This window comes from Photobacterium sp. GJ3 (assembly GCF_018199995.1).
Classification (GTDB): Bacteria; Pseudomonadota; Gammaproteobacteria; order Enterobacterales; family Vibrionaceae; genus Photobacterium.
Genome location: NZ_CP073579.1, coordinates 599,536 through 617,026, shown reverse-complemented (window position 1 = coordinate 617,026; position 17,491 = coordinate 599,536). Strand labels below are relative to the sequence as shown.

Here is a 17,491-nt window from a genome sequence, read left to right as displayed (position 1 = left end):
AAGATAAGAAAGGAATTCTTGTATGACAGTGAAAACACCTTTATTAGATGCACCGCAAAAGCCAAATATGAAGAGTCTGTCGGCGATTCTGGCGATTGCAGGCATCATCGGCACCTTTGCCTTGATCGGCAATACCCATGAAGCCGGAACCTCATACGGCTGGTTCAGTTTGTTACCGACACTTTTTGTGCTGGCCGTAGCACTGCTGACACACCGAACGGTGGAGGCGCTGTTCAGCGGCGCACTTGCCGGATTGATCATGATTGATCCGCAAGCGATCGTCGGAAATGTCGTCGATATGTCCATGACGGTCATGATGGATGAAACCATCGCCTGGCTGATTCTGGTTTGTGGTCTGATGGGCGGGATGATTACCATCCTGGAAAAAGGCGGCAGTATTCTGAGCTTCAGTGAAGCGCTGGTCACGAAGGTGAAGAGTAAGCGCCAGTCCATGGTGCTAACTTTCGTGCTGGGGATTTTGGTCTTCATTGACGACTATCTGAATGCGATTGCGATTTCATCGTCCATGAAGCGGATTACCGACAGCTACAATATCTCCCGCGAGAAACTGGCCTATCTGGTTGACTCAACGGCGGCACCTGTCTGTATTTTGCTTCCCATTTCAACCTGGGCAATCTTCTTCAGTTCTTTACTGGAAGACAACGATATTGCCGCGTCCGGTAAAGGCATCACCGCCTATATCGAAGCTATCCCGTACATGGCTTACGGCTGGGTAACCCTGCTGGTGGTCTTCCTGGTTGCCATGGGCAAAATCCCGGATCTAGGCGCAATGAAAGCCGCTGAAAAACGCGCACAAAATGGCCAGGTTCAGCCTGAGGGCGGCGTTGATATCGCCATGGGTGAAGATGTGAAACCGCATCCGAATTCCACCATGGGTGTCCTGAACTTCGCACTGCCCATGATCGTGCTGGTTGCCGCGAGCTGGTATTTCGATATCGATCTGCTGGCCGGTGTTTTCGTCGCGATGATCTTTACCATGTTCCTGTATGGTCTGCAGCGCCTGATGCCAGTCAACACCATGTTTGAAGCCGTGTATGACGGGATCAAAATCATGATGCTGCCTCTGGCGACTGTGATTGCCGGTTTTATGCTGAAAAATGTCAATGACCAGCTGGGCCTGACTCAATACGTTATCGAAACCGTCGCCCCTTGGCTGTCTGCGGAGATGTTCCCTGCAATCATCTTTCTGGTGATGGCAGCACTGGTGTTCGCAACGGCTTCGTCCTGGGGTTTGTTTGCCGTCGCAATGCCAATCGTCTTCCCGCTTGGGGCACATCTGGGCGTCCCGGTGTCCATTACGATTGGCGCCCTGCTTTCTGCTTCTGCTGCAGGCAGCCACTCCTGTTTCTTCAGTGACTCCACTGTGCTTTCTGCACAAGGCAGCGGCTGTACCGCCATGCAACACGCCCTGACGCAGATCCCTTATGCACTGATCGGGATTGTCGCGACCGCTATCTTCTTTGTCGTGATTGCCTGATCACGATCTTGAAGCACCCAACAAAACGCCACCGTGTCGGTGGCGTTTTTTCATTGAGCACATCATTGATCCAACTTAACCCACTCTTTCGAGCGCTTTCTGTTCGCGTTCATTCAATTGTTCTGCTTCATCATCAATCAGGTGCGGTGCCTGCCGTTGTCTGGCTTTCGCATCTTTACGTAACTGACGACGAATCCCCAAGGCCAGCATACAGGGCGTGATCACCAGCGTCAGAACCGTTGCGAATGCAAGGCCGCCTGCAACAGCAGTCGCCAGCTGTGCCCACATTTGCGTGGACGGTGCGCCGAATTCAACTTTCCGCTGAATCAGATCCACGTTCACCATCATCACCATTGGCATCAGGCCCAGAATGGTCGTCACCGTGGTCATGAGTACGGGACGCAAACGTTGTGCCCCGGTTCTCAGAATCGCTTCAATTGGCTCCATGCCCTGATGACGCAACACATTGTAAGTATCAATCAGGACAATATTGTTGTTCACCACAATCCCCGCCAGCGAGATGATCCCGATCCCGGACATCACAATCCCAAACGGCTGATTGAAGACCAGTAGCCCCAACAAAACGCCCACGGTTGAGAACAGTACTGCCGTTAAAATCAGGAACGCCTGATAAAGCGAATTGAACTGAGTCACCAGAATAATCGCCATCACTGCCATTGCAACCATGAACGCCTTGCTCAGAAATGCAGAGGCTTTTTCCTGCTCCTCATTTTCACCCCGTAAGGTGATCTGAGCGCGAGGATCCAGTCCCAGCTCCGGCAATCGTGCCATGACCTGAGGCAACACAATACTCAGGTTGTAGCCCGGTGCCATATCAGCCGTCACTGACAAGGCCTGACGACCATCGACTTTCTCGATGGTGTCGAGCTTATTGGCCGCTTGAAGCGTGCTGAAATTACTTAAAGGCACCTGTCCCTGCGCGGTTTTCAGTCGCAGCTCTTCGAGACGAGTGATATGACGATACTGCTCCGGAAAACGCACCCGGATATCCATTTCGTCGTCCACATCATCAGCACGGTACTCACCCAGAGTTAAGCCTGTTGTGACAAACTGAACATTATTCCCGACCAGAGTTGCATCCGCACCGAAGCGCGCAGCATCGTCTCTTCTGACTTTGATCTGCCATTCAATCCCAGGTTTCGGGCTGGTGTCGTCAATGTTGGTAAATGCCGGGTTCGACTCCAGCTCTTTGCGGATTTTCCCAACCGTGTCTTTCAGTACTTCCGGAAAACGGGAACTGATTTCCAGATTGACATCTTTATCACCGGTCGGCGGGCCGGACTCATCCTTTTTAACTTCGATCCGAACACCGGCTAATCCGGCGGTTCGCTCCCGAATTGCTTCAATGGTTTCTTCCGCAGGACGACGTTCCTGCCAGTCGATCAGATTCACACGAATGGTGCCGATACGGTCATCTCCACCTGTTCGTGCATACAAAGTTTCCACCTCGGGTAAGCCCAGCAACTGATGTTCAACTTCCTGCACCAGCACATCTTTTTCTTCAATCGACAGATCCCCCTGAGACCGGACCACAATATTGAATCCTTCAGGCTCAACCTCAGGAAAAAACTCTGTGCCATTTCCGGCCTGACCGTACAAAACGATCACAGCCGCAGAAAAGACCAGCGCCCCCATCAGCACTTTCCATGGCCGCTTCAGTGCGCCTTTGAGCACACGCACATAAGTCCCCGTCGCGCCCGGCAGATGTTCAATGTCGCCTTCTTCCGCTTCAATAAAGCGCTGACGTTTTTCAGCCGAGATATTTCTTGGCCGACCGATCAATCCGCCCAGTGTGGGAACAAAGATGAGTGCCATCAGCAAAGAAGCGACCAGTGTCATGATCAGAGTCAGCGGCAGGAACTTCATGAACTCGCCCATGATCCCCGGCCAGAACAACAAGGGACCAAAAGCAGCCAATGTGGTTGCCGTTGAAGCAATGATGGGCCATGCCATCCGCTTCGACGCTTTCTTGTAAGCTTCATATCGGGGAGTGCCTTCGCTCATTTCCCGATCCGCATACTCAGTGACCACAATCGCACCATCCACCAGCATCCCGACCGCCATAATCAGCGCGAACAGCACGACCATATTCACCGTATAACCCAGCACAGACAGCGCCAGTATCCCGGTTAAAAAAGAACCGGGAATGGCAATCCCGACCAACAGTGCTGTTCGCCCGCCCAAAATCGCGATGATCACAATCACAACCAGCAGAATGGCAGACAGCACGTTGTTCTGGAGATCGTTCAACATGGTTTTCACATGCTTGGACTGATCGCCGGTATAGTCGACATGAATGTTCGGTGGCCAGAATTCTTGCTCCTGACTGATCAAGGCTTTGACCTGACCCACCGTTTCAATAATGTTTTCACCCGGACGTTTTTTCACCTCCAGCGAAACCGCTGGCTGCCCGTTCACCCGTGCGTAGGATTCAGCATCCTGAAAGGTGCGCCGCACCGTGGCGACATCACCAAAGGTCACCACTTTATCACCGGACACTTTGACCGGCATTTCCATGACATCTTTAATATTGTCGAACACCGCAGGCAGTTTGATCGGAAATCGGCCTTCCCCGCTGTCCAGTGTACCGGCGGCCACCAGGCGGTTATTCCGGGAAATCAGATTGTAGATATCCCCCTGATCCAGATCGTAACTTTCCATCAACAGTGGATCGACCAGGATTTCAATCATATCTTCCCGGTCACCACCAATGTCTACTTCCAGAACTTCCCGCATGCCTTCAAGCTTGTCTTTCAGATCCCGGGCAATGGTAATTAGTGCACGTTCTGGGGCTGAACCGGACAACATCACCGTGATGGCAGGATTCTCTGTCGCCATGGTGACTTCATTCACCGTGGGTTCATCGGTTTCATCGGGCAGTTTGGCTTTTGCCAGACTGACTTTTTCCCGAACATCCGCCAGTGATTCTTTGGGATCCGCACCGGCATCAAATTCGAGCAAAACTGAAGCGTGCCCTTCACTGGCAGTGGACGTCATTTCCTTTACGCCATCAATGCCCCTCAGTTCCTGCTCCATGGGTCTGAGCAACAAACGTTCGGCATCTTCCGGGGAAATCCCGCTATGAGAAATCGACACATAAATAAAAGGAATGGTGATGTCAGGTTCAGCTTCTTTCGGAATGCTGACATAACTCATGTAGCCGCTGACCAGAAGCAAGATCAAAATCAGTACAACGGTGCGGGTGCGATGCAAAGCAGCATCAATAATCCCAAGCATCCTCAGTTCTCCAATTTAATCGCTTCAACCCGATCGCCGGGCCGGACAAACCCCTGGCCGACAGTAATCACATCAACCTGACCGGAAAAACCACCCAGCCAGGTGCCATCACCGTCACTTTTCACCACATTCACTGGGGTAAAGACAACGGCATCTCCTTCAACCGTTTTCACGCCGAGGTTACCCACATCATCTAAAGCCAGTACCGCAGGGGTGACTTTGATGGCTTCTGTTTCTTCCAGTGGCACCTGCAACTCAGCGCTGGTTCCTGCCAGAAGCTGCAAATCAGGATTGTCAAAAGAGACTTCAATACGGAATGTGTTTGTCGCTTCATTCGCAACTTTTGAGATGTAGCGCACTTTGCCTGAAACCGGAATACCGCCCACTAAACGTGCATTCGCATCCTGATGGAGCCGGATTTTCAGAATGTCTGATTCCGTAACATCTGCCCGTACAATCAGCGGATTGATATCAGCAATCGTGCCGATCGGGTCGCCGACCTGAGCGTAATCCCCGACTTCAACCAAACGATCATTCAAAATACCGCTGAGCGGGGCACGAATCGTGGTTTTCTCAAGTGCCAGTGTCAGTGATGCAACATTGGCCTGAGCGTCAACCAAAGCCGCTTCTGCTTCAGCCAGTCGCGCTCTGCCCTGAAATCCTTTCGCGTTCAACTGCTTGACACCATCATATTCAATCTGACGCTGTTTCAGTTGTGCTTTGGCCCGGCGAAGCTGTTCCGGACGGTCATCTTTGGCCAGCAATGCAATAATTTGACCTTCTTGAACAAAGCTTCCCCGCTGCGCGACCACTTCAATCACTCTGCCAGTCACCTCGGCTTTCACCGTGGCCTGACGGCTGGGTTCCGTTTTACCGTACAGCGTCAGACTGCGGTAAACCTGCTCAGCCTGAAATGTGGTTATTCTGACTTTAGGGATTGGCGCCTGAGCTGCAGTTTCAGTGGCAGCCGCCCCCGACGCCCCGGCAACTTGCGCTGTATGATCTTCTGTCTTACTTTGACCCGACAGCATCCACACAATAATTGCTATCGTAATGCCGATAGCATAAAAATAGGGTCTGGCAGACAGCCACCTCGACAAGGCCCGAAGTCCTCTCATCATCATCTCCTTTTATGACGAAACGTCACGATCACCATGACTCAAGTCTAACGCAATTTTTCCCGACTCATTTTGAAATGATGATGAAACGCTGTGACACCATCATCAGCTTTTACTGATAAATACGCTCAATAAAACCTATGGGATTCTACTTGCCAGACGAATAGATAAAAAGAACCATTTCCTTGTTTTAACTGTATTCAGTTGAATATGTTAACTCACATAAAAAAATACATTTTGATTGTATATTTATTTTATTTTCATTGAGATGACAGTCGTGGAAATTACATGGCATGAGTGAGTTCACGGCATACCAGAACAGCATTGCAATTCCTTCGATACTCATTCAGCCAGATGCCACGCTGAAATGTTCACAACCTCCGCTATCTTAAAAGTCGCATCAAAACATGTCGCTGTTTCTGACAGAAAAAAACTCTGATAGACTCCGCCAAAACAAGGGATTGGCTTTTAGGATGAAAGCAATGATTGAATGGCATCGAAATCGCATCTGGTATTTTGACATGCCCTGGAAACGTTTTGGCGTTCCTGTCGGCAGCCGGATGACCGTGATCCGATTAGACGACAATCAATTACTGATTCACTCGCCGATTCAGCTCACCACAAAAATCCAGTTGGCTTTATCAAAGCTTGGACGTGTACAGGCCATCGTGACCCCAAACCTGAACCACCATCTGTTTTTGTCTGAATGGTGGCTTGCCTACCCGCAGGCAACTTTTTATGCATCCCCCGGCCTGGCATTAAAACGTACTGATCTCGTTTTCGATCAGACACTCAGCAGCCAGTGTCCGCCGCAATGGCGCGGACAGCTGCTGCAAACCGTCTTACGCGGTTGCGATGTCTCGGAAGAAGTTGTGTTCTGCGACCCAGACTCACAAACCCTGATTCTGGGGACACCATGGCCTGGATGAAAAATCAGTATCATCCGGCAACCGTAGCGCTGGCGATCGCCAACGGCTGTTATTTTCGTCCGGCAATGCCCCTGTATTTTCGCAAAACCTTCCACGATAAAACCCGGCTCAGACAATCTCTGCAGGAAATTCTGACCTGGCCGTTTGACCGGATTCTGTTCGCACACGGGCATGTCATCCACGAAGACGGTAAGCACCTCTTTTCTGAAGCATTTCGCTGGGCACTCGCTTCAGTGGATTCCTGAACACTTCGGATAAATCGGGACTAAGCTCAACAAGACAATCACTTTGTAGAACTGCTGCAATCTGACTGTCAGCATTTTCGTGCACACTGATGACACGGACTTTCAGAGCCCCCTTTTTTCAGAAGAATGATGAGGTAGGAGTGAATATAGCTGAACGTTTGCCCGAACTTGCCCAGCTTGAGACTTTAATTCAAACCCATGCGGGTCATCGTCCCGATGAAATGCGGGCAGAGAAGTTACTGGACATTCATTACCAGTCTCAGAATTTTCCGATTTATGAATGCCGCTTGGGGAATCCTGCCCCAGGCCTTCCCTGCCTGTTTCTGGTGGGCGGTGTTCATGGACTGGAGCGAATCGGGACCCAAGTACTCCTGTCGCTTCTCTCCAGTTTATGTGCGCGGCAAAAGTGGGACATCAGCCTGCAACGCTCACTGCAACAGATGCAGATCATCGCAATTCCTTTGCTTAACCCGGTTGGCATGGCGATGCAATGGCGCTCCAACGCACAGCATGTTGATCTGATGCGCAATGCACCGGTTGACAGTGTTGAAAAAACGGCCTGGCTCGTTGGCGGCCATCGCTTCAGCCGTAAAATCCCCTGGTATCGTGGCAAAGCCAATGCCCCCATGGAAGCAGAAGCACAACTGCTGGTGGATCGTGTGATCACACAAAGCAAACACAGTCGCTTCATGATTGCGCTGGATTGCCATTCCGGTTTCGGCGTGAAAGACCGAATCTGGTTTCCCTATGCCAAAAGTAAACAAACCCCGGTGTCACACCTGGGCAGTATTTTTCAGCTCAGAAACATGTTCTTTCAGGCCTATCCCCATCAGAATTACGTATTCGAACCCCAAACCAAACACTATACCTGCCACGGTGATCTCTGGGACTATCTGTATGATCAAATCACCGCCCATGGCCGGACTTTATTACCGCTGACACTGGAGATGGGCTCCTGGCTGTGGGTGAGGAAAAATCCGCTTCAGCTCTGGCATCCGCTTGGCTTGTTCCATCCGCTGAAAAAACACCGTGTGGAGCGCACGCTGCGTAAACATCTTGTTCTGTTAGACTTTCTGATCAATGCGACCGAAGCTTATACCAACTGGTTCAGCCATGATCCTCAGGGAGAGCATTGGCAACAGGCACATTCACTCTGGTACCGCGACAATTTTCAGGAATCCTAAGTATGAACCAAAGCCATCGACCGATTATTCTGCTCCGGGGGTTATTGCGCGAACAGCGTCACTGGGGCGATTTTGTGCGTCAGTTGAAGCTGAAGTTCCCTTTTCGTACAGTCATCGCATTAGATCTGGCTGGTAATGGGCAGCGATTTCTGGAATCTTCCCCCGCGACCGTGAGTGCGATGGTGGATGACCTGCACCAGCAACTGCATTTCCTGCATGCTCGTCAATTAGAGATACCGGGGGCGCCGGATGCAGGCACTTATGATCTGCTGGCCATTTCCATGGGTGGGATGATCGCACTGGAATGGGCACGGCTCTACCCGGAAGAAGTCAAATCCCTTGTGTTGTTAAACACGAGTGACGGCAAGCAATCTCCTTTCTACAAACGCCTGCGCTGGCAGCAATATCCGAAGATTCTCCGGCTGATGTTCAGTCAGCCCTCTGTACAGGAAGCTGAGATCCTGAAAATGACCTCGAATATGTTTCCAGATGATCCTGACATCTTAAGATCATGGCTGAAATGGCGTAAAGAATGCCCGACCGAACGGAAGAATCTGCTGAGACAACTCAATGCTGCTGCGACCTTCCGGTATAAAGATGTCCCGGACAAACCTGTGCTGCTGCTCGCCTCTCAGCATGATGAACTGGTCGACATATCCTGCAGCCAACTGCTGGCTGAACACTGGCGGTGCCCGTTGCATGTTCACCCCAGCGCGGGGCACGACTTGCCGCTGGATGATCCGGAGTGGGTCTGCCGCTTGGCACTGAACTTCTGGCAGGACATCAACTAATTCCTGCACGCTTCCTTAGAACAGACTTGAGTTTCTGAATGACTCAGATTCGACTCGTCTCATGCTTGATACGCCTGAACCGGAACTTTGTCGGTATTCTCAAGAGTGATAAGCCTGATGCACGATGGCGAAATTCATTGATGTGTATCGCAAAGGAGAATCCATGATGTATCGACACAGTATCCTGTTCGTTCTCATCACTCTGGGTCTGTTGGGTCTTCAAGGCTGCAGTTCAGGTGAAAACGACGAAAAAGCAGCTGCAGAGGCGGCCACTTCGCCGTTTGATAAAACCCAGACGATCTATCTGCCTGTCCGGACAGACAAAACACCCGGCACGAAAAACATTGCTTTTCAGTTCACCAACCTCGCCTATTTTCGCGAGGGTCTTCAATATGATAATCCGGCACAATTTACAATTTTCGACGACGGTAGCTGGGAATACTATGCAGAAAATATCGTGAACAGAAAGATCACCGGTGATGAAACAGGTTCAGGCGGCGCCTGGACGCAGACCTTTTATGTCAAGTATTACAGTGACTGGGATCAGTACAAACGGCAATGTGCCGGCACCATCATCCATTCTCAGAACTACGATCTGGTCACCGCAAAATATAATGTCGAACTGAAGAATTACAGCAAAAAAGGAATCGATGACAGTTTCAAACAAAAACTACCCGGCATTCGCTGTATTGATGCCTACCAGCAATGGCACAAATAAAACAGCCCCTGATTGATTTATCCGTTCAATCAGGGGCTTTATCAAATCCCTTGGTTTGTTCGGTGTTCATGACATGCATAGCAATGCCATGAAAAAACTGAAAACCAAAGCATTGTTTTATTTCAGATTATTTCGGTGCAGCAAACACCTGAGTCCAGTAAATGCCGTACTGGCTGCCAGAGTTGGTCACAGAAGAAGCGCCCATCTGTGTGAAGCTGCCATTCATGATGTTTTTACAGTGGCCAGGGCTGTCCAGCCAACCTTGCATCACAGCTGAAACACTTTTCTGACCGGCTGCAATGTTTTCACCCACGGTTTTCCAGTTATAGCCTTGAGCAGTGACGCGAGAGCTTGGTGTAGAGCCGTCAATCCCGGTATGGCTGAAGAAATCATAGTTCGCCATATTGCTTGAGTGAACGAACGCTGCTTCTTCAAGAGCATAATCCCAGGTCAGCGCACCAACGGCCGGATACCAGGTCCCACCACAGTCTTGACCTTGCGCTCGAGCCTGATTCACAGCAGCCAGCATTTCGTCTGCCATTGATTGATCCGATCCACCGGTATTCGAGCCGGTATCTGAACCACTGTTACTGCCAGATCCCGCAGAGCCAGAATCTGAACCATTTGAGCCTGTATTGCTTGAACCGCCGGTATTCTGATTCCATTCTCCTGAATCAGGTCTGTCTGAAGTGCCACCATTGGTTGTGGTGCTGTTACCGGATGGCGATGAAGATGAACTGCCTGAATCACTGCCTGAACCGCCACAGCCAACCAGTGCAACCATTGAAAGAATCAAAACTGTAAGAATTCGCATGGGTACTTCCACTTAGTAATAATAAGATCCTGATTGATAAGGCAGAGGCATCAAAAAAGATGCTTCAGAAACATGTCTCTGCAATAGGCAACCTTTACAGGTGCAACTATCAAATCAGCCAACAACGGTGGAAGAATATACTGACTGAAGGCTTAGGCTAGCAATAGTCGGTGATTAAAAAACACACTTTCTGACAATCATTTGACACAAATATTTGTCATTTTTCGCGCAGAAAATTGCTTTTAATAGCGGTGAAACAGTTGGTTAAATCGCTTGTACATTGTTCAAAAGTTAACCTGGATAGATTGGCTACTTTTTAACCAATTTGTTCTTTTTTGGACCCAAATAGTGTTTTTAGTGCTCGCAAAAATATCGTTTAGATCACTTAGAGCACCAAAGAAAAAACGGACTCAAGCAAGATCTTGCTGGCTCAGGCTGACCCCTTTGATCTGTGCATACAGTGAGTCACCGACATGCAAGTTGAGTTCATCCAACGCCCAAGTGGTTATATTAGCCATCAATACAGAGCTGCCGACCCGTAAACGGATCACAGCAACATCCGCCTGATACCGATGCTGTTCAATGCCTTCGACCCGAGCAGGCATCACATTACGGATACTGGTTTGTTCAGGCTTGATTCGAGTGATTGAAACATCATTGGCGTGTATACGGACACGCACCGACTCCCCTGCCTGCCGACGCACCCGGCTGACCCATAAAGGAATCTCGGAGCAAATTTCAAGCTCGGTTAACGGGTAATCCGGGTGATGCCGTTTGACACTCAATTGTAATATCGAGCTCTGCTCTTTGGTACTCAGCCAGGGTTGCATCACAGATGACCCCCACACATCGGTCAATGGTCCATTCGCAACCACTTTTCCCTGATCCAGTACCACCATATGATCGGCAAGCCGTAAAATCTCGTCCAGACTGTGGCTCACATAAAGCATCGGAATCTTGACGCTTTTTGCCAGCGACTCCAGATAAGGCATCAGTTCCTGCTTTCTGGGTAAATCAAGTGAAGCCAAAGGCTCATCCATCAATAACATGTCCGGGCGGCTCAAGAGCGCTCTGCCAATCGCAACCCGCTGTTTTTCTCCGCCAGACAAACCCGAAGGATAACGATTGAGCAAATGAGCAATATCGAGCAGGTGAATCACTTCATCAAAAAAAGTTGGATCGTGCTTTCCCCGCCAGCCATACAGCAAATTTCCACGAACTTTATAATGCGGGAATAATCTGGCGTCCTGAAAAACGTAACCGATACGACGCTTTTCCGGCGGTAAATCAATGCCCTGAAACGTATCACACAAGACATGCTCCCCCAGAACAACTCTTCCTTCATCCGGCTGAGTCAGGCCACTGACAAGATGAATCAGTGAGGTTTTTCCTGCGCCTGAACGCCCAAAAATCGCGGTAATCCCGGAATCAGGCAATCTGAGATCGACATTCAGCCTGAACTGCCCGACCTGTTTTATTGCTGTCAGTTCGAACATTAACCCTCCAAACGGCGCCGCGCGACTCGGGCGAGCCACTCTGAGAGCACAAGCGACAATAAAGCAATGGCAACTGCAATCGCGCATAAGCGGGCCGCTTCTGTTTCTGCGCCCGGCGTTTCGATAAAAGAAAACATCGCCAGCGGGATCGTCTGTGTTTCTCCGGGAATATTCGAAACGAAAGTAATCGTGGCACCAAACTCACCCAACGCGCGGGCAAAAGCCAGAACGGTACCGGTCAGAATACCTGGCAGCATCAGTGGAAGTGTGATGGTCAGAAAGACCTGTACGGGATTTGCCCCTAAAGTCCGGGCAGCCTGCTCCAGCTTGGGATCGACATTTTCCAATGCCAGCCGAATTGATCGGACCATCAGCGGGAAGGCGACAACAGCAACAGCCAGCACCGCTCCCCGCCAGCTGAAACCAAAAGTAAGGCCAAACCAATCATACAGATACGCGCCGATCAGCCCTTGCCGGCCCATCAGCACCAGCAGCAGATAACCCACAACAACGGGGGGTAACACCAAAGGCAGGTGAACCAGCCCATCCAGCAGTGACTTTCCCCAAAAGCGCCCTCTTGCCAGTGCCCAGGCACAGGCAATGCCAGCGGGCAGACTGATCAATACAGCCGTGAGCGCAACTTTCAGACTGAGCTGAAGTGCTGTGATTTCGTAATCGCTTAAAGTCAAAACATCCATGGTTCAGTCTTCTTGATTTTTCAGGTTAATCCATGGAAAAACCATATTTTTTAAATACGTCTGCCGCATGATCTGATTCAAGAAAACGATAAAATGCCAGTGCCATACCAGAAGGTTGTTTTTGCGTTAAGACCATTGGGTAAGTAATTGGATCATGGCTGCCTTGCGGGAACGGTGCAATCACACGAACATTTGCTGCAATCTGAGCATCTGTCTGATAAACAATCCCGAGCGCTGCTTCCTGTCGTTCAACATACAACAAAGCGGCACGAACATTGTTTGCCCTCGCCAACCGAGGTTCAGCCTGCTGCCACAGTCCTAAGGAAGTCAGCGCCTGTTTCGCATAAATACCGGCTGGCACATGGTTCGGATCCCCAACAGCAATCCGGCTGCCATTCAGCAGCGCAGCCAGATCCAGTTCATTGCCCAGCGTTATCAGCCCAAGTGTTGATGACGCATGGCCGATCAAAACCAGGCGATTGTGAAGCAAATCTTTTCGCGTATCCGCATTCACCACCTGCTGAGCCTCGACATAGTCCATCCATTTGGTGTTTGCAGAAAGATAAATATCAGCCGGTGCCCCTTGTGCCAGTTGACGGGCAAGTGCAGAGGAGGAAGCAAAGGACAGAACAATCTGATCTCCCGTTTGGGTTTCAAATTGCTCAGCCAGTTCAGTCAAGGCATTCGTTAAGGAAGAGGCTGCAAAAACCAATACTTTTTCTTCTGCGTGGGCTGTCTGGACATTGAGGAAAAATAACAGCGAGAACAGGTGTAGCCAGTTTCGTTTCACGATTAGACTCCTTTCAAATCAAATACTCAGGCAGAGAAGAAAACCACTATACCCGACCTTATGAATCCTGACCACAAAGTCAGAATATTACTCATATCAAAAAAGAGTCCTGGGCAATCACAACTCAGTTAAGCGGCGATTGGCCAGGACTCTCGTCCGCCGTGTTTTGCCTTCCGTTGAAAGCTTCCTTTGCCTTTTTTGGATTTTTCAACGCGGCTGCGAAAAATCTTACTCGTGACGATAGCTTTCAGGGCATTATCCTGAATCGCACCCCGCCCATGTTCAGTCAGGCTTTCAGACGGTTCTGACACCGCTGCTTGCTGCTGGGAATGTTTGTGTTTCTTTGCCATCGTTCGCTCCTTTGTCGTTCATCTAAAAGGCAAATTTCAAGCGAAGTGTACGCCTGACAGACCAAATATCAAGGGGTCCACAAAAATTTTTTAATCCGCTGTTGCTACTTCCCGTTCAGAGGATGCTGGGTCAATATATCGTTGATACAGGCTCAAAAATTCAAGTACAATTTCTCGGGCGTAGTCTGTTTCACAATTGGTCAGAAACACCATGCCTGTTTGTGTTGCAGGATGAAATAACATTTCTGTTCTGATCCCGCGCACCCAACCGCCATGGTGTACAAACCCGGTAATCCCTTGATAATCAAAGGTTCGCCACCCCAGACCGTAATACACATTATCCAGTTTTGCACGGTACCGGTATTGGTTCGCCCGAATGGCAGGCTGATGAAGTAATGCCAGATTCTCATCACTGACCACTTCAGGGTACTGACCAAACTGTGCCAGCATCCATTGTGCTAAATCTTGTGAACTTGCATTCACACCGGCAGCCGCAGGCACCTGATAATAGTAAGGCGCTGGTTTAACAGAAGCATATCCTTTTTTGACTCGGACATGTGGCTCTACCCGATTCTCTGAATTCAGGAAAGCTTTCAGACCAAAACTGGCATGTTGCATGTGCAATGGAATAAAAATTTGCTCGCTGACGAACTGTGCGTAATCCATGCCTGCAGCCAGTGTGATCATATCGGCACTCAGGTTATAGACGATATTTTGATATCCATAACATTCCCCGGGATCACAAACGAACTTCACCCGATCCAGAATCGAAAGGATACGTCGATAACTCACATCGTTTTCAAGTAAATCTGAATAGGCTTGCGGAACCAATCCAGTGGTATGTGAAAGCACATTTCTTAAGGTGACCGATTTTCCCAGAGCCGGGTCGCTGAACTGTATTTTGTCAAGATATGGAACGACATGGGTGTCCCATTCAAGTAACCCCCGATCCACAAGCATCGCTGTTGCCGCAGAGGCAAACGTTTTAGAAATGGAAGCCAGCGGAAAGATGGTGGCAGAGTCAATTTTCTTTGCCCCACCCACCTTTGTGACACCGTAACCTCTCAATAGCCGAATCTGACCATTCACGATCACCGCCAGAGACGCACCAGGAATCGACTGCTCAACAGCCTGGTTCACTGATTTATCCAGCGCAAAAACAATTTCATCGCCAGGTGCAGCACTTACCCTGTAAGACACCCATAGAATCAGACAACACCACAACCAGGTTCGACAACACACAACCCCACCTGACAACGTTTCTCCCTGCAGAACAGGTATAACCTAGGTATAACGCATGTCGTTCAAAAAGGAACCAACCGCACAATTTTCGCTTCTTTTTCCTGCGACAATCTATACTCCAAAGTATCAACAGTCATATTCACCCGAATGTTTATGATATAAATCTCATTTAAATATAAAAATCCTTGACTGTATGTAATGTGAACTCTGACCTTGAGTGACACCCCAAAAAGTGTGATGAGGATCACAATAAGCATCTGAAACATGATTTGACGCACAGTTTACAGTGACTAAAAGACTTTGATTTATAATAATGGCAACTCATCCGATGAGTTTATTGAGATCAAGGGCACATTTTGATCCTGACGCTGATCAGCCAAGATTCAATATGCCGCCTCAATCATACGAAGAAAAATCGATAAAGGTTGGTACGCATGAAAGTGGTCGACTTTCTCAAACAAAAAAGTGAAATTCTGGCCAAGCATCCATTCGAGCTAAAAGATTGGTTGTCGCCATCAATCCGTGATTACTGGATTGAGTTTTTAAATAAAGCGCATGTCAATGGCTGGACAAAAACTGAAAGCATTGCTTCGAATGGCACTGTAAATCAGAATGTTGCCCCTGCACCTGTTGAATTGCACCCGGAAGCAGCCAAGCTCATGGAAACATTAAATGGTTCGCTCGGTGAAGAAATTCACGTGGGTGAATGGTTGACGATTGATCAGGACCGAATCAATCGTTTTGCTGACGTGACAGAAGATCATCAGTGGATTCACACTGATCCCGAGCGCGCAGAACAAGAATCACCGTTTAAAACCACGATTGCGCATGGTTTTCTGACGCTGTCTTTACTTTCTGTTCTGACCGATAGCGTTGACCCGGATAATATGAAGTTTCCGACGGCGAAGATGACGGTGAATTACGGACTGAATCAGGTGCGCTTCCCGTACCCGGTCAAATCCGGAAATCGTGTTCGTGCACGCACCAAAATTCAGTCAGTCACGCCAATTAAACGGGGACTAGAAATTGTTCAGGAAATTTCAGTCGAAATTGAAGGCTGCCGCCGCCCTGGCTGTGTCGCAGAATCTGTTGTCAGACTGTACTTCTAAAAAATCCCGCTTTATATCTCTGTTATAAAGCGGGATTTTTCTTTAAGAACATCAAGCAGCAATCGTCACTTTTCCCCTAAAACTCAATTCTTTGCCTGAGATCCCAACATCTCACACCCAGAGTTCCAATTCCGCCGAAAATCCAGTTTGATAGCCGACGGTTTCGCCACATTTTTTGTGGCCGCCCTATCAAGCTGTTTTTTGGGAGAGAAGACATGATAAAGACCAATCCATTTTCGGAACAAGATACCCATCGCGCCGAGATCTGGGACATGCTGGTTACACGTGATATTCAGGCCTATTGTGATGCTGACTGGACACAGGTTGCTGAAGATTTTATTGAACAGGAATTCTACGCCGTCAATGCCAACCACAGTCAGGACCCTGCGCAATGGACGTTTGCCTTTTCTACATTGGCCGACTATCGGGAGGAATGGCTTAAGCAAGCCTTGGTGGCTCAAAATACGGCCTATGCTGAACCGTTGAAAACGGCAGTGCATCGCGCCACAACGCTCAATGAAATCACCATTGAAAACGTGCGGGCCATTGCCCGGAAACAGTTCCGCGGCACCATCCAGCGGGCGGACGGTCAAGCAGATGAATTACTCTGGCAGTCCATTTATTATCTGAAACACACAACCAGCGGCTGGAAAATCTGTGGATTCACAGGATACCTGCCGTACACAGCCTGACCGAATCTTGCATCGTCACGCTACACCTCTGGTGTAGTGTGTCTTACAATACCGAGTACATCACGCAAACAATCAAGGGCAGCAGACCAGAAATAAATAGCTGCAGCCCAAAATGATAATTCGCTGCGAACGCTTTCTTTTTATCAGCCTGAACCTGTGCAGATGACAACATCTTATTGGTGGTTCGCGCAGCAGGATCCTGATCATACTTCACACTGCTACGCCCACCATTCCAAACCAGCGCAGCCATGCCCCATTGCAAAGCAAACATGTAAAAAAGCGCATCCTGTCCGAGCATGTATGGCACATCAAAAAAACGATAACCCACCCAAACTGCCCCACCAGCAAGCAAGTTCTGCAGCAAAATTATTTTGATTAGAAACAACATCTTCTCTTTTCCGTGACAGTTCAGACAACCCTGCCAAAGCACGCCATCATACTCAACACAATGCATTCATACTCACAACTGGTGATGGAGAATAGCATTATTTTTCAATCAGATAAAATACGAAGCTTATTTCCGACCAGAAGTGACAACACAAAAAGCGGCACACAAGGC

Annotated in this window: 17 protein-coding genes; 8 read left to right on the top strand and 9 right to left on the bottom strand. The window is 49.2% G+C overall.

What is annotated here, in order from left to right:
• The first annotated feature begins 22 nt into the window (after positions 1-22).
• Positions 23-1,498 carry a Na+/H+ antiporter NhaC family protein gene (locus tag KDD30_RS19645; protein WP_211651663.1) on the top strand — a complete coding sequence of 492 codons (1,476 nt, stop codon included), beginning with the start codon at positions 23-25 and terminating at the stop codon, positions 1,496-1,498.
• 75 nt (positions 1,499-1,573) lie between these two features.
• Here the strand turns inward: KDD30_RS19645 and KDD30_RS19640 are convergent, their stop codons facing one another.
• Positions 1,574-4,756 (bottom strand): efflux RND transporter permease subunit, encoded by a 3,183-nt coding sequence (locus KDD30_RS19640; RefSeq protein WP_211651662.1) that lies wholly within the window; start codon positions 4,754-4,756, stop codon positions 1,574-1,576.
• Between the two features lie 2 nt (positions 4,757-4,758).
• On the bottom strand, positions 4,759-5,874 hold the full coding sequence (locus tag KDD30_RS19635) for an efflux RND transporter periplasmic adaptor subunit (protein WP_211651661.1): 1,116 nt from the start codon (positions 5,872-5,874) through the stop codon (positions 4,759-4,761).
• Positions 5,875-6,356: 482 nt separating this feature from the next.
• Here KDD30_RS19635 and KDD30_RS24925 point away from each other — a divergent pair, with 482 nt between their 5' ends.
• From KDD30_RS24925 to KDD30_RS19615, 5 genes are all read left to right on the top strand, one after another.
• Positions 6,357-6,803, top strand: a complete 447-nt coding sequence (locus KDD30_RS24925; protein ID WP_371826123.1) for a DUF4336 domain-containing protein — start codon at positions 6,357-6,359, stop codon at positions 6,801-6,803.
• Positions 6,791-7,048, top strand: a complete 258-nt coding sequence (locus KDD30_RS24920; protein WP_371826122.1) for a hypothetical protein — start codon at positions 6,791-6,793, stop codon at positions 7,046-7,048. The genes KDD30_RS24925 and KDD30_RS24920 overlap by 13 nt, the downstream gene beginning before the upstream one ends.
• Before the next feature lie 140 nt (positions 7,049-7,188).
• A complete protein-coding gene (locus KDD30_RS19625) occupies positions 7,189-8,232 on the top strand; it encodes a M14 family zinc carboxypeptidase (protein WP_249199431.1) in 1,044 nt (347 codons plus the stop codon).
• A 2-nt stretch (positions 8,233-8,234) separates the two neighbouring features.
• A complete protein-coding gene (locus KDD30_RS19620) occupies positions 8,235-9,023 on the top strand; it encodes an alpha/beta fold hydrolase (RefSeq protein ID WP_211651659.1) in 789 nt (262 codons plus the stop codon).
• 163 nt (positions 9,024-9,186) lie between these two features.
• Positions 9,187-9,741, top strand: a complete 555-nt coding sequence (locus KDD30_RS19615; protein ID WP_211651658.1) for a hypothetical protein — start codon at positions 9,187-9,189, stop codon at positions 9,739-9,741.
• Between the two features lie 127 nt (positions 9,742-9,868).
• Here the strand turns inward: KDD30_RS19615 and KDD30_RS19610 are convergent, their stop codons facing one another.
• The 6 genes from KDD30_RS19610 to KDD30_RS19585 form a co-directional block, all read right to left on the bottom strand.
• Positions 9,869-10,555 (bottom strand): CAP domain-containing protein, encoded by a 687-nt coding sequence (locus KDD30_RS19610; RefSeq protein ID WP_211651657.1) that lies wholly within the window; start codon positions 10,553-10,555, stop codon positions 9,869-9,871.
• A 410-nt stretch (positions 10,556-10,965) separates the two neighbouring features.
• Positions 10,966-12,051, bottom strand: coding sequence for a molybdenum ABC transporter ATP-binding protein ModC (gene modC, locus KDD30_RS19605; RefSeq protein WP_211651656.1), 1,086 nt, complete (start codon positions 12,049-12,051; stop codon positions 10,966-10,968).
• Entirely contained in the window at positions 12,051-12,749 is a 699-nt protein-coding gene (gene modB, locus KDD30_RS19600) for a molybdate ABC transporter permease subunit (protein ID WP_211651655.1), read from the bottom strand. The genes modC and modB overlap by 1 nt, the downstream gene beginning before the upstream one ends.
• A gap of 25 nt (positions 12,750-12,774) precedes the next feature.
• The gene (gene modA, locus KDD30_RS19595) at positions 12,775-13,542 is read right to left on the bottom strand and encodes a molybdate ABC transporter substrate-binding protein (protein ID WP_211651895.1); all 768 of its coding nucleotides are present in this window, start codon (positions 13,540-13,542) and stop codon (positions 12,775-12,777) included.
• Positions 13,543-13,667: 125 nt separating this feature from the next.
• Positions 13,668-13,889, bottom strand: coding sequence for an alternative ribosome-rescue factor A (locus tag KDD30_RS19590; protein WP_211651654.1), 222 nt, complete (start codon positions 13,887-13,889; stop codon positions 13,668-13,670).
• A gap of 90 nt (positions 13,890-13,979) precedes the next feature.
• Positions 13,980-15,089 (bottom strand): serine hydrolase, encoded by a 1,110-nt coding sequence (locus KDD30_RS19585; protein WP_249199429.1) that lies wholly within the window; start codon positions 15,087-15,089, stop codon positions 13,980-13,982.
• Between the two features lie 476 nt (positions 15,090-15,565).
• Between KDD30_RS19585 and KDD30_RS19580 the strand changes: the two genes are divergently transcribed.
• A complete protein-coding gene (locus KDD30_RS19580; protein ID WP_211651652.1) occupies positions 15,566-16,240 on the top strand; it encodes a MaoC family dehydratase in 675 nt (224 codons plus the stop codon).
• A 215-nt stretch (positions 16,241-16,455) separates the two neighbouring features.
• Complete coding sequence (locus KDD30_RS19575; protein WP_211651651.1) at positions 16,456-16,932, top strand: hypothetical protein; 477 nt, start codon at positions 16,456-16,458, stop codon at positions 16,930-16,932.
• Between the two features lie 43 nt (positions 16,933-16,975).
• Here the strand turns inward: KDD30_RS19575 and KDD30_RS19570 are convergent, their stop codons facing one another.
• Positions 16,976-17,317, bottom strand: a complete 342-nt coding sequence (locus tag KDD30_RS19570) for a hypothetical protein (protein ID WP_211651650.1) — start codon at positions 17,315-17,317, stop codon at positions 16,976-16,978.
• Positions 17,318-17,491 lie beyond the last annotated feature (174 nt).